Genomic DNA, 12,458 nt, shown 5'->3' with positions numbered 1-12,458 from the left:
GTTCACCTGATCGGGTTAGACACGCGCGAGTGATCGTTCCATGGCATCGTGAGCGCAGGAGGACGGCCATGGACGAGAACGTGCTTCGACGCCCGCTGCTGGTCAAAGCGCTGCTGGAGGTGCTGGACGACGCCCGTGGACCGATCCGCGCCGGTGACGCCCTGGCGCGGGTCGCCGAGCGGGTGGGGCTCAACGGGGTCGAGGTCAGCCGCAACAAGACTGGTCACCAGCGGTATACCACCGCACTCCAATTCGCGACGACGGGCATGAAGAAGGCCGGCTGGCTGGTCAAGCGGGGCGGCACGTGGAGTCTCACCGAATCCGGTCGAGCGGAGCTACGCAAAGCGAATAATGCTCAGGATTTGTTGCAGGCTCTGAACGCGGCGTACGCCACCGCGGCCGAGGATGTCGATCCTCAACGTCCGCCGCGTGCCTGGCTCGTGCGAGGGACCGTCAAAGGCCACAACCTTGTGCCCGGTTGGCTGGAGGAGGGCTTCTGCTCTCTCGCCGCGACCCGGCTAGGTCCGTTGCAGCCCGGCGTCGAGCAGGACGAGGTGCGGCAGGCGGTCGACCGCGATTACGGCTTCCTGTCCTACAGCGCGAAAAGCGTCCAGGTCTTCGAACTCCACGCGTTCCTCAGTCTCATGGCGCCGGGCGACCTGGTCCTGACCCCGTTGGAAGGCGACATCCACCTCGGTGTGATCGTCGGCGACGCCGACCAGACGGACAGTCCCGAAGGCCTGTCCAACCTCCGGCGCGATGTGGAGTGGCGCACGCTCGACGAGCCGGTCGACTACGCCGACCTGCCCGAGCGGGTGGCCGCCCGCCTGTCGGATCAGAACACTCTCGTCGACCTCACCGCGGAACTCGACGACCTCCTGCCGTTCCTGCCCGCGCCTTCCGGCGTCGGACCGGTCGAGTCAGGTCAACCGGAGCCGGCCAAGACTCACGAGGCGACGCTCAGGGACGTCACAGCCGAATTCGCCGACGAACTGCTGCTGTCCCGCGACTTCCTGCAAGAGGCCGTCGAGCTGCTCCGCGAACGCAGGCAGATCATCCTCTACGGTCCGCCCGGCACCGGGAAGACGCACCTCGCGCAACAACTCGCGTGGCACCTCACCGACCGCAGCAAGGTGCGACTCGTCCAGTTCCACCCCGCCTATTCCTACGAGGACTTCTTCGAGGGCTTCCGGCCCGCCGCCTCGACCGAGGGAAGCGGCGTGGCCTTCCGGCTGGTGCCCGGCCCGCTGCGCCGCCTGGTCGACGCGGCGCAGCAGAACCCGGAACTCCCCTATGTGCTGATCATCGACGAGATCAACCGGGCCAACCTCGCCAAGGTGTTCGGTGAGCTGTACTTCCTGCTGGAGTACCGCAACCACACCGTCAGTCTCACCTACTCCGAGGACGGGGCCAGCGACTTCTCCATGCCGAAGAACGTGTTCATCATTGGCACGATGAACACGGCCGACCGGTCCATCGCGCTGGTCGACGCCGCCATGCGCAGGCGGTTCGCGTTCCTGGAACTGCACCCCACCGAGCCGCCCGTGGAAGGCATGCTCCGACAGTGGCTCGAACGCCGCGACCTCGACACCGCCCCGGCCGCGCTGCTCGACGAGCTGAACTCGCGCATCGAGGACCGTGACTTCCGCATCGGCCCGACTTACCTGATGCGTCCGGCGGTCCACCAGCCGGGCGGACTGGACCGGGTGTGGCGGACGTCGATCCTGCCGCTGCTCGTCGAGCACCACTACGGGGAGAACGTCGACGTCGTGGAGACCTACGGCTTGCCCGCGCTGTGGTCGGCGGTCAACCCGAACGGTGAACCGTGACCCCGGTCGTCCTGCGTGAGGGCGGTCCTGGCGTCGAGGTGGCGTTGCCCGCCGCCGTCGCGTCGGCACTGACCGCCGCCGACATCGTCACCGCCGAACCCCGATCGGCGGGGGTGTGGCGACTGCGGGCCAAGGACATCGTCGGCGTGGCGAATGTCGGCGGCGTCCAACTGAGCATCAAGCCGAAGATCCCGATCGCCCGTCTGCTGTTCCTGCTCGGCTACGCCCGCAACCCGCACCACTGGCTCGATGCCGATGTCGACATGGGGGTCGAGGACGACCTTGTGCCCGCCATGGCCCACGCCTTCGAGCGACAGGCGGAGTACGCGGTGCGGCGTGGCCTCCTCCAGGGCTATCGGACGGTCGACGACAGCCTGCCTGTCCTCCGCGGGCGGCTCGACGTCTCCCGACAGACCGGACGCAGGTTCGGGTTGGCGCTGCCGCTGGAAGTGCGCTTCGACGACTACACCGTGGACATCCCGGAGAACCAACTACTGCTGGCGGCGGCCCGGCGGCTGCTCACCCTGCCGGATGTGCCGGCGCCAGTCCGACAGCGCCTGCGGGCGCTGACCGCGCGGCTGGCGGACGTCTCGCCGATCGTGCGCGGTACTCAGCCTCCCCGGTGGCGGCCGACGCGACTCAACCGGCGGTATCACAACGCCTTGCACCTGGCGGAGATCGTGCTCGGCGGAAATTCGGTCGAGATCGGCGGAGCGGACGTGCGGATCTCGGGGTTCCTGCTGCGCATGTGGCGCGTGTTCGAAGACTTCACCACCGTCGCCCTCGCTGAGTCGCTGCGCGGACACGGCGGACGGACGTCGCTCCAGGACCGCCGTCACCTCGACCGCGACAACGAAGTGCCGATCAGACCGGATCTGGTGTGGTCGCACGGCAGTCGTCCGACCGCCGTCCTCGACGCGAAGTACAAGACGCACGGCGGCCAGACAGGACTGAACGCGGATCTCTACCAGATGCTCGCGTACTGCACGGTGCTCGGTGTGCGTCGTGGCCATCTCCTGTACGCGGACGGCCAGAGACAACGCAGCCACTCGGTGCGCAACTCGAATGTGGACATCGTGCAGCACGTCATGGACCTGACGCTCCCGCCATCGGCGCTTCTCCGGCAGATCGAGGTCGTGGCCGAGGAACTCCGTCAGGACTCGGCAACCTGACGTATTCGAGCTACGACACTGGCTGACGTCCTCCAGCAACTGGCCGACGACGTCCTCCGCCGCGTCCTGGAGGACGGTAGGCGCAAGGTGTCGAAGAGGCAGGCTGTGGCGTTCCGCGAACCGCCGCAAAGGGCCGCCGTACTCGTGGCGGTGCTACGAATGCGAGGTCCGTCGCGGTCGGTGAAATCAGGGCTCCCAAACTTGGATCGCTCGCACGACAAAAGGGGCGTCCGGGACGTACGTGCCCTTGCCGGGGTAGGTGGTGAACTCGGCCTCGGTCGAGCACGTCGCGCCTTGGAATACCGAGGCGTCCCTGGTCAGGCGGTTCACGAACGAGCGCGCCACGAATTTGTCCGGCAGGGGGATGCACTCGCTCGGGTTGGCGGTTTCCAGGTCGAGGCGGTGGACCTTGCCGGTGTAGTTGGTACCGGCCCAGGCGCAGAACTCGCCGCGGTCGCAGGTCGGGTCCGGTTGCTGGGCCACCGCCATGCCGCTGGACGCCATGCCGCTGGACGCCAGGGCGCCGGCGGTGAGGGCCAGGGCGGTCAAGAGGCCGCGGGTCGTCATTCGGGTCACCTCCACCGCACCAGAGTGCTGTGATCGGCGGCGGTGTGGGGGTGGAAAGCCCGGCGTTCACCTCATTGTGTGGGAGCGATTGTGTGGGGGCGTGTCGGGGGAACGGGTAGGCGGGTGGCGAGGCGGACCGCGTCGTGAGGTGCCACCGCGTCGGTGTCGTTGTCGAAGTACACGTAGACGTCGTGGTCCACGGCCCACGTCTTGATCTTGGCGGCCCACTCGTCCAGTTCGCTGTCGGAGTAGCTGCCGACGTACAGGGCCTGGTTGCCGTGCAGCCGCACGTAGGCGAAGTCCGCCGTGACGTCTTCGAGGTACGGGAACTTGCCGGCGGTGTGGGAGACGACGAGCGCGATGTCGTGCGCCCGCAACAAGTCGTGGAACTCCGGCACCAGGAACGTCGGGTGGCGGACCTCCAACGCGTGGCGCAGCGGCCGGTCGGTGTCGGTCGTCGTCCAGGCCCGTTCGTCGGGTAGTCGCTCGTCGTGGCGTTCGGCGAGCTTGGCCGCGGCCGAGGTGGTGCGGGGGAGGAGGTCGAAGAAAGCGGCCAGGCGTCCGGGGTCGTAGCGGAGCTTGGGCGGCAACTGCCACAGGAACGGTCCGAGCTTGGCCTCCAGCGCGAGCACGCCCGAGGCGAAGAAGTTGGCCAGCGGGGTCTCCACGTCGCGCAACTGCTTGAGGTGCGTGATGAACCGGCCGCCTTTGACCGCGAAGACGAAGTCCTCCGGCGTCTGCCGCGCCCACGCCTGGTAGCTGGACGGGCGTTGCAGCGAGTAGAACGAGCCGTTCAGCTCCACCGAGGTCATGAGGCCCGAGATGTGCTCCAACTCCCGCCGCTGCACCAGGCCTTTCGGGTAGAACGCGCCACGCCACGTCGGGTAGACCCAGCCCGACGTCCCGATGCGAACTTCACCCGTCATGTCCCAGTGGTACCCATCTGATCCACGCGTACCCCCCGCGCCGGGGTGGCAGGCTCACCTGAGTCGGTCGATCAAGGCGAGGGCGTCGTGCGGTGCCGCGCCGCGCATCGTGTTGTCCAGGTACGCGTAGACATCGCGTGTGGCCGACCATTCGCGGAATCTGGCGGCCCAGCGGTCGAGGGCGGTGTCGGAGTACGTGCTGACGTACAGCTCTTTGTCGCCGTGGAGGCGGGCGTAGACGAAGTCGGTGGTCAGCTCGCACAGTTCCGGGAAACGGCCTGCCGACTCGGCGACGACGAGCGCGACTCCGTGCCGTGCCAACAACTCCGCCAGTTCGGGCTTGCCCCAGCTCGGGTGCCGGACCTCCACCGCGTGCCGGACCGGTGCGCCGGGCAACAGTTCCAGGAACGCGGCCAGCCGTTCGGGACGCCACGGCAGCGTCGGCGGGAGCTGCCAGAGGATCGGGCCGAGCTTCGGTCCCAGGTCGAGGACTCCGGACGAGAAGAACTCCGACACGTCCTTCTCGACGTCCCGCAATCGCTTGATGTGCGTGATCTCCCGATGGCCTTTGACGGCGAACACGAAGTCGTCGGGGGTGCGCTCGGACCACGACTGGAAGTCCGTCGGCTTGCGCAGGCCGTAGAACGAGCCGTTGATCTCCACCGTGTCGAACCGGCGGGACAGGAACTGCAATTCGAGGCGCTGCTGCAACCCACGCGGGTAGAAGTCACCGCGCCACTCGGGATAGCGCCAGCCGGACGTGCCGATTCTGATCTTACCCACAGTGACCGTGTTGCCCATGAGTAACCGGCGAAACCTGTAGCACAGCTGTAGCACTCCGCGTATGATTGTGTCATGGCTGTCGCAACCACCGGTCACACGATCGGCCAACGGGAACTCCGCAACGACAACGCCGAGATCATGCGGCGGGTCGAGGCGGGGGAGCGCTTCGTGGTGACCCGCAACGGCAAGCCGATCGCCGACCTGGTGCCGCACGCCGAGTCCAGGCCCCGGCACACGCTCGCCGAGACGCAGGCCGAGTTCCGCAAGCTGCCCCGGGTGGACGCGGCGCGTTGGCACGCCGACCGCGTGGCCGACGACGAGATCTTCGGCGCCGACGACCCGACCGAAGACCCGTGGCGCCGGTGACCAGGCGGATTCTGCTGGACACCGGCGTGGTGATCCGGCTGGAGGACATCGACTTCGGCGACCTCGCCCGCGCCGAGCCCGCGATCAGCGCCGTCACCGCGGCCGAGTTGGCCTACGGGCTGGACGTGGACGACCCGGTCGAGCGGTTCGCCCGCACCGAGCGGTACTACGCCGCGCTGGACCGGTTCGAGGTGCTGCCGTTCGACCTCGCCGCCGCCAAGATCTACGGCACGCTCGCCGCACTGGTCCGCCGCACCGGCCGCAGCGCCCGCCCGCGCCGGATGGACCTGCAGATCGCGGCCACCGCCGCCGCACATGGCATGCCGGTGCTGACCAGCAACGTCAAGGACTTCACCGGACTGGACCGGGTGGTCGAGGTCATCGCCGTCCACCCGGTCGAACACTGACCACCGACCCGGACACCGACCACGCGCCGTACTCGTGCGCTATAACGGTGTGCATGTCGGAGCCACGGTGGGACGGGCTGCTCAGCGGTGATCCGGGTCAGGCCGAGCGCAGCATCGACGACTGGGTCGAGGGGATGCGGCAGCGGGCGGACAAGTTGCAGGCGTTGCGCGCCGAGGTCGAGCGGATCCAGGTCACCGAGACCAGCGCGAACGGCGCCGTGGTGGTGACCGTCGACTCCGCCGGCTCACCGGTCGACATCCGGTTCACCGACCGTGCGGCCACGGTGCGGCCGGAGGACCTGGGGCCGTTGGTGATGGGGTGTCTGCGCGCGGCGCGCGCCCGCATCACCGCGCAGGTCCAGGCCGCGACGGAGGCGACGGTGGGCGCCGACCTGCCGGACACCCGGCGGATGGTCGTGGACAACTACCGCGACCGGTTCGGGGAACCGGCACCGCCGCCGCCCCGTCGGACTAGGCGCGACGACGACGATTTCGGCGACGATTCGTACCTGGCCTGAGGGGGCGACCATGACCGGCGGCTACGACGTCCTGCCCACCGAGCTGCGCGCGCACGCGAGCAAGCTCGACGCGTTGGCCGAACGGCTCGGCGAGGCCGTCCACGCGGCCCGCACGATCAGCATGGCCGACGGTGCGTACGGGCAGCTCTGCCAGTTCCTGCCGGCCGTGATGCGCGGTATCGAGGACCAAGCAGGCGCGGCGCTGACGGCCGGCGCGAAGGGCGTGGCGGACATCGCGACCAACGTCCGCTACACCGCCGACGAGTACGAGCAGCGCGAGGACGACGCCGCGGTCACGTTCGGCAGCCTGCGATGACCGGCGGCAACCCGCTCATCGCGCCCGTCCAGGACAGCACCCGCTGGTACTCCGGGATCGGTGTCGCCGAGTCCGCCGCCGACATCAAGTCCGGCATCGAGAGCGGCAGCTGGGTCGACATCGGGCTGGGCATCGCGGGCGCCGGCCTCGAGATGCTCAGCATCGTCATCGACCCGCTCGGGTCGCTGATCTCGGCCGGGGTGTCGTGGCTGATCGAGCACGTCAAGCCGCTGTCGGACGCGCTGGACTGGCTCGCGGGCAACGCCGACCTGGTCGCCTCGCACGCGCAGACGTGGAAGAACGTGGCCAAGGCCGTCGGCGAGGTGCGCGACGACTACACGCGTGACGTCGCGGCCGACACCGCGGGCTGGCAGGGCCAGGCCGGTGACGCGTACCGGGCGGCGGCCGGCCGGACCGCCGACGTGCTGGGCGGCGCGTCCACCGCGGCCGACGGGTTCGGCTCGGCGGTGGAGATGGCGGGCGTCGTGGTCGCCGTGGTTCGCGAGGTCGTCCGCGACCTGATCGCCGACCTGGTCGGCCGGCTCGTCTCGTGGGCGCTGGAGCTGGCGTTCACGCTCGGCCTGGCCGCGCCGGTGGTCGCCGCGCAGGCCTCCGCGGCGGTCGCCCGGTGGGGCGCGAAGATCGGCGACATCCTCAAGAAGCTCGTGCGCACGATCGGCAAGCTGGTCCCGCTGCTGCGCAAGCTCGGTGACGTGTTCGACCAGGTCCGCAAGGTGCTCGACGACCTGAAAACGCCCGCCCGGCAGGCCGACGAGGCACCGCGGCCGGGGCAGACCGGCGGCGCCCGCCCCGTGGACGACGGGTCGGTGCGCGCCTACGAGAAGATCGACCGCTGGTCGGAGAACGCCTACCAGTCGATCCGCAACTCCGATGACGTCGACGACGTCGCCGGGCACGTGGCCGACGTGCCGAGGGCGGGTGGCGGCACGGGGTTCAGCCGCGCGGAGATCGAGCAGATCAAGAACCACGTGTTCGAGGACCTGCACCCGTTGGAGGGGCAGAACGGCGGCACGGTGATGGCGCGGTTCGACCCGAGCCCCGACATGGCCGAGGCCTGGCTGCGGCTGCGGTCCGGTCGGGCCCGGCCGGAGGACGTGGCGCTGTTGGAGCACGAACTGGCCGAGGCCCGATACTGGCAGCAGAACCCGAACGCCTCGTACAAGGACGCACACGCCGCGGCGAACCAGGTGTCGCGGTGGGAGAACCAGATCCCGCCCGCGTCCAACGAGGACTTCAGCAAGCCCTGGAGGTAGGCCGTGGCCATGCTCGTGTACCTGCACAAGGAAGAGGAGACCGCGGCCAGCGTGCGCTACCGGTTCCACACCGACGGCGGCGCGGAGCGGTTCCTGGTGCTCGACAAGACGTCCGAGACCATCCAGCCCGACGACGGCAACCGCGACGGCGTGTTCCGCGCGGCGGCGGGCAAGCTGGCCAAGGCGTGGCTGAGCACCCACCAGGCCCCCGACCGCCTGGTACACCAGAGCTAGAACCCCGCGTGTCCAACGTCCAGAACCCCGCGTGTCCAACGTCCGGAACACGCGTGTCCAACGTCCGGAACGCGCGAGTTGAACGCTCAGAACCCCGCGCCGTCCAGCGCGCCGGTCACCACCCGGTCCACGCGGGCCTGCTGCGGATCACGGGCCAACGCCTCCGTGCACGGGCAGCGCGCCAGGTCGCTGCCGCACAGGTACACGCCGAGCACCCGCAGGCTGCGCGCCGTCTGCCGCAACCGCGCCGCGCCCCTGAGCCGCACCTGCCCGTAGACGGCCTTCGCCAGCTGGTACGGCGCACCGGGCCCGAGATCGACGCACGCCTGGCTGTCCAACTCCTCCGCCACGTGCGCGATGGGCCTGCACCCGCACGCCCGCGCCGACCGCACCAGCCGTTGGTCCAGCTTCGCCACGAGCCGCTTGGCCACCTCGTCCCGCCAGCCGCGGTCGGCGCGGAGGAAGGCGACCAACTCCTCCACACGCACGGGGTCGGGCTGCGGACGGCGGGCGCGCGCTCTTCGTCGTTGAGGGCTCATGCCACCAACATCGAGCGTTCCAAACCATTGTGAGCGCCCCTCACCCACCTGCCAGAGGAATGCACTCGCGCGCAGTAACAAGCCGTACGCGCAGAGACACCACTGTGCCCGACCACGTGAAGCGGCCGGGCACAGTGGGTGAGGAGGATCAGGCCGGGACCGAGGCCACTCCCGGGGCCAGGAAGCGCTTGCCCGTCACCTTCTCCGAGATGCCCGAACGGTCCAGGTACGGGGTGATGCCGCCCAGCCAGAACGGCCAGCCGGCGCCGAGGAGCATGCACAGGTCGATGTCCTGCGCCTCCGCGACCACGCCCTCGTCGAGCATGATCCGGATCTCCTCGGCCAGTGCCTCCAGCGCCCGCGCGAAGACCTCGTCACCGGTCAACGGCTTCTCGCCGAACGACCACAGCGCCTGCACCTCGGGGTCGACGGTCTGCTTACCGGTCGAGTCCCACTGCCAGACGGCGGTCTTGCCAGCCTTCACGAACGCCTTCATGTTCTCCGACACGCCGAACCGGTCCGGGAACGCGCCGTGCATTGTCTCGGCCACGTGCAGCGCGACGGCGGGGCCGACGAGTTGCAGCAGCACGAGCGGCGACATCGGCAGGCCCAGCGGCTCGGTCGCCTTGTCCGCCACCTCGAACGGCGTGCCCTCGTCGATGGACTTCACGACCTCGCCCATGAACCGGGTCAGCAGCCGGTTCACCACGAACGCCGGCGCGTCCTTCACCAGCACGGACGACTTCTTCAGCTGCTTGCCCACCGCGAACGCGGTCGCCAGCGTGGCGTCGTCGGTCTGCCCGGCGCGCACGATCTCCAGCAGCGGCATGATCGCCACCGGGTTGAAGAAGTGGAAGCCCACGACCCGCTCGGGGTGCTTGAGCCGGGAAGCCATCTCGGTGATCGACAGCGACGACGTGTTGGTCGCCAGCACCGCCTCGGCCGAGACGAACTCCTCGACCTCGGCGAACACCTTCTGCTTCACGCCCAGGTCCTCGAACACGGCCTCGATGACGAAGTCGGCATCCGAGAAAGCCGCCTTGTCCAACGATCCGCTGACGAGCGCCTTGAGCCGGTTCGCCTTGTCGGGCGACACGCGCTTCTTGCCGAGCAGCTTGTCGATCTCGGCGTGCACGTACCCGACGCCCTTGTCCACGCGCGCCTGGTCGATGTCGGTGAGCACCACCGGCACCTCCAGCCGCCGCGCGAACAGCAGCGCCATCTGCGAGGCCATCAGGCCCGCGCCGACGATGCCGACCTTGGTGACCTTGCGCGCCAACGACTTGTCCGGCGCGCCCGCCGGCCGCTTGGCCCGCTTCTGCACCAGGTCGAACGAGTACAGCCCGGCCCGCAGCTCATCGCTCATCACGATGTCCGCCAGCGCCTCGGTCTCGGCCGCGTAGCCGCGGTCCAAGTCGTTGGCACGCGCCAGCTCCAGCAGCTCCAACGCCTTCAACGCACCCGGCGCCGCGCCCTTGGTCTTACCGTCCACAATGGCCCGCGCACGAGCCACGGCCGCGTCCCAGCCGGCACCGCGGTCGATCTCACGACGAGCGGGCACGACATCGCCGCGCACCACGGAAGCCAGCCACAGCAGCGACTGCTCCAAGTAGTCCGCCGAGTCGAACAGCACATCCGCGATGCCCAACGCATGCGCCTGCTTGGGGTTGAGCATCTTGTTCTGGTTCAACGCGTTCTCGAAGATCACGGTGACCGCGTCGTTCGGGCCGATCAGGTTCGGCAGCAGCTGCGTGCCGCCCCAACCGGGGAACAGGCCCAGGAACACCTCGGGCAGCGCGATGGCCGCCGCGTTGGACGCCAGCGTCCGGTAGTGGCACGACAGCGCCAGCTCCAGGCCACCGCCCATCACCGCGCCGTTGACGAACGCGAAGGTCGGCACCTTCGACTCGGTGAACTTGCGGAACACGTCGTGGCCGAGCTGACCGATGGTCACGGCCTGCTCGCGTGCCGTGGCACCCCCGACGGCCGTCAGGTCCGCGCCCACGGCGAACACGAACGGCTTGCCGGTGACCGCGATCGCCGCCGGTGACGCCGCCGCGGCCTCGTCGAACGCCGCGCTCAGGCTCACCAGCGACTGCGGGCCGAACGTGGACGGCCGGGTGTGGTCGTGGCCGTTGTCGATGGTGATCAGGGCGACCTTGCCGGTCACGCCGGGCACCGAGATCAGCCGGGTCTTCGCGACCGTCACGACCTCGTCGGGGAAGAAGGCCTTGGCCTCGTCAGCGGTCAACGCGGTCACTTGGACTCTCCGTTCCACTGTGTTGCATCCCATTGGGGGTTCTCCCAGATAACGGTCCCGCCCATGCCGATGCCGATGCACATGGTGGTGATGCCGTAGCGCACGTCCGGGCGCTCGGCGAACTGCCGCGACAGCTGGGTCATCAGGCGCACGCCGGAGGACGCGAGTGGGTGGCCGGTGGCGATCGCGCCGCCCCACTGGTTGACCCGCGGGTCGTCGTCGGCGATGCCGAAGTGGTCGAGGAAGGCGAGCACCTGCACGGCGAACGCCTCGTTGATCTCGAACAGGCCGATGTCCTCGATGGACAGACCCGCGCGCTTGAGGGCCTTCTCCGTCGCGGGCACCGGGCCGACGCCCATGACCTCGGGCTCGACACCCATGAACGAGTAGCCGACCAGGCGCATGCCGACCGGTAGACCCAGCTCGCGCGCGGTCTCCTCCTCGGCCAGGATGCAGCCGGTCGCGCCGTCGTTCAGGCCTGCCGCGTTGCCCGCGGTGACCCGACCGTGCGGGCGGAACGGCGTCTTCAGCTTGGCCAGGTCCTCGACCGTGGTGCCCGGGCGCGGCGGCTCGTCGGCGGTGGCCAGGCCCCAGCCGTTCTCGGCGGAACGGGTCGCGACCGGCACGAACTCCGGGCCGATCTTGCCGTTCTTCACCGCGTCGGCGTACTTGGCCTGCGAAGCCGCTGCGAACGCGTCCGTGCGGTCCTTGGTGATGGCCGGGAACCGGTCGTGCAGGTTCTCCGCCGTCGAGCCCATGACCAGCGCGGACGGGTCCACGATCTTGTCGGACAGGAACCGCGGGTTGGGGTCGACGCCCTCGCCCATCGGGTGTCGGCCCATGTGCTCGACACCGCCCGCGATGACCACGTCGTACGCGCCGAACGCGATACCGCTGGCCGACGTCGTCACGGCCGTCATCGCGCCCGCGCACATGCGGTCGACGGCGTAGCCGGGCACCGATTTCGGCAGGCCGGCGAGCAGCGCAGCGGTGCGGCCGATGGTAAGGCCCTGGTCGCCGATCTGCGTGGTCGCCGCGATGGCCACCTCGTCGACCCGCTCCGGGGGCAGTTCGGGGTGGCGCCGCAGCAGCTCGCGGATCACCTTGACGACCAGGTCGTCGGCACGGGTCTCCGCGAAGATTCCCTTGGGGCCGGCCTTGCCGAACGGCGTGCGCACGCCGTCCACGAAGACCACGTTTCGAACGCGTGCCGGCGCTACTGGTGCGGCCACGGCGTCTCCTCCGCTTGTGGTGACGATTCGCCCGA

The 12,458-nt window shown here is 69.4% G+C and carries 14 protein-coding genes; 8 read left to right on the top strand and 6 right to left on the bottom strand.

Annotation, left to right across the window (positions count from 1 at the left end):
* The first annotated feature begins 68 nt into the window (after positions 1-68).
* Together ALI22I_RS04345 and ALI22I_RS04340 are read left to right on the top strand one after the other, a co-directional pair.
* The gene (locus ALI22I_RS04345; protein WP_077004252.1) at positions 69-1,829 is read left to right on the top strand and encodes an AAA family ATPase; all 1,761 of its coding nucleotides are present in this window, start codon (positions 69-71) and stop codon (positions 1,827-1,829) included.
* Positions 1,826-3,001, top strand: coding sequence for an McrC family protein (locus tag ALI22I_RS04340; RefSeq protein ID WP_077004251.1), 1,176 nt, complete (start codon positions 1,826-1,828; stop codon positions 2,999-3,001). The genes ALI22I_RS04345 and ALI22I_RS04340 overlap by 4 nt, the downstream gene beginning before the upstream one ends.
* A gap of 186 nt (positions 3,002-3,187) precedes the next feature.
* Here the strand turns inward: ALI22I_RS04340 and ALI22I_RS04335 are convergent, their stop codons facing one another.
* From ALI22I_RS04335 to ALI22I_RS04325, 3 genes are all read right to left on the bottom strand, one after another.
* Positions 3,188-3,568, bottom strand: coding sequence for a peptidase inhibitor family I36 protein (locus tag ALI22I_RS04335; protein ID WP_077004250.1), 381 nt, complete (start codon positions 3,566-3,568; stop codon positions 3,188-3,190).
* A gap of 71 nt (positions 3,569-3,639) precedes the next feature.
* Positions 3,640-4,494 carry a DUF72 domain-containing protein gene (locus ALI22I_RS04330; RefSeq protein WP_077004249.1) on the bottom strand — a complete coding sequence of 285 codons (855 nt, stop codon included), beginning with the start codon at positions 4,492-4,494 and terminating at the stop codon, positions 3,640-3,642.
* A gap of 54 nt (positions 4,495-4,548) precedes the next feature.
* Positions 4,549-5,295 (bottom strand): DUF72 domain-containing protein, encoded by a 747-nt coding sequence (locus tag ALI22I_RS04325; protein WP_077004248.1) that lies wholly within the window; start codon positions 5,293-5,295, stop codon positions 4,549-4,551.
* A 54-nt stretch (positions 5,296-5,349) separates the two neighbouring features.
* Between ALI22I_RS04325 and ALI22I_RS04320 the strand changes: the two genes are divergently transcribed.
* Genes ALI22I_RS04320 through ALI22I_RS04295 form a run of 6 tightly spaced genes read left to right on the top strand, consistent with a single transcriptional unit; the run spans position 5,350 to position 8,392 of the window.
* Positions 5,350-5,643: a type II toxin-antitoxin system Phd/YefM family antitoxin gene (locus ALI22I_RS04320; protein ID WP_077004247.1), complete on the top strand. Its 294-nt coding sequence runs from the start codon at positions 5,350-5,352 to the stop codon at positions 5,641-5,643.
* Positions 5,640-6,050: a type II toxin-antitoxin system VapC family toxin gene (locus tag ALI22I_RS04315; protein ID WP_077004273.1), complete on the top strand. Its 411-nt coding sequence runs from the start codon at positions 5,640-5,642 to the stop codon at positions 6,048-6,050. The genes ALI22I_RS04320 and ALI22I_RS04315 overlap by 4 nt, the downstream gene beginning before the upstream one ends.
* Before the next feature lie 53 nt (positions 6,051-6,103).
* The gene (locus ALI22I_RS04310) at positions 6,104-6,568 is read left to right on the top strand and encodes a YbaB/EbfC family nucleoid-associated protein (protein ID WP_077004246.1); all 465 of its coding nucleotides are present in this window, start codon (positions 6,104-6,106) and stop codon (positions 6,566-6,568) included.
* Between the two features lie 10 nt (positions 6,569-6,578).
* Positions 6,579-6,884 carry a type VII secretion target gene (locus ALI22I_RS04305; protein ID WP_077004245.1) on the top strand — a complete coding sequence of 102 codons (306 nt, stop codon included), beginning with the start codon at positions 6,579-6,581 and terminating at the stop codon, positions 6,882-6,884.
* A complete protein-coding gene (locus ALI22I_RS04300; RefSeq protein WP_077004244.1) occupies positions 6,881-8,158 on the top strand; it encodes a WXG100 family type VII secretion target in 1,278 nt (425 codons plus the stop codon). The genes ALI22I_RS04305 and ALI22I_RS04300 overlap by 4 nt, the downstream gene beginning before the upstream one ends.
* A 3-nt stretch (positions 8,159-8,161) precedes the next feature.
* On the top strand, positions 8,162-8,392 hold the full coding sequence (locus tag ALI22I_RS04295) for a hypothetical protein (RefSeq protein WP_077004243.1): 231 nt from the start codon (positions 8,162-8,164) through the stop codon (positions 8,390-8,392).
* Positions 8,393-8,478: 86 nt separating this feature from the next.
* On the opposite strand, the gene ALI22I_RS04290 is transcribed toward ALI22I_RS04295, so the two are convergent.
* From ALI22I_RS04290 to ALI22I_RS04280, 3 genes are all read right to left on the bottom strand, one after another.
* Entirely contained in the window at positions 8,479-8,931 is a 453-nt protein-coding gene (locus tag ALI22I_RS04290) for a hypothetical protein (RefSeq protein ID WP_077004242.1), read from the bottom strand.
* A gap of 148 nt (positions 8,932-9,079) precedes the next feature.
* On the bottom strand, positions 9,080-11,224 hold the full coding sequence (locus ALI22I_RS04285; protein WP_077004241.1) for a 3-hydroxyacyl-CoA dehydrogenase NAD-binding domain-containing protein: 2,145 nt from the start codon (positions 11,222-11,224) through the stop codon (positions 9,080-9,082).
* Positions 11,188-12,423: a thiolase family protein gene (locus ALI22I_RS04280; RefSeq protein ID WP_077004240.1), complete on the bottom strand. Its 1,236-nt coding sequence runs from the start codon at positions 12,421-12,423 to the stop codon at positions 11,188-11,190. Before ALI22I_RS04280 ends, ALI22I_RS04285 begins: the two co-directional genes overlap by 37 nt.
* Positions 12,424-12,458 lie beyond the last annotated feature (35 nt).

The sequence above is a fragment of the Saccharothrix sp. ALI-22-I genome, assembly GCF_001984175.1.
Taxonomy (GTDB): Bacteria; Actinomycetota; Actinomycetes; order Mycobacteriales; family Pseudonocardiaceae; genus Actinosynnema.
This window is presented reverse-complemented; position numbering and strand designations above follow the sequence as displayed.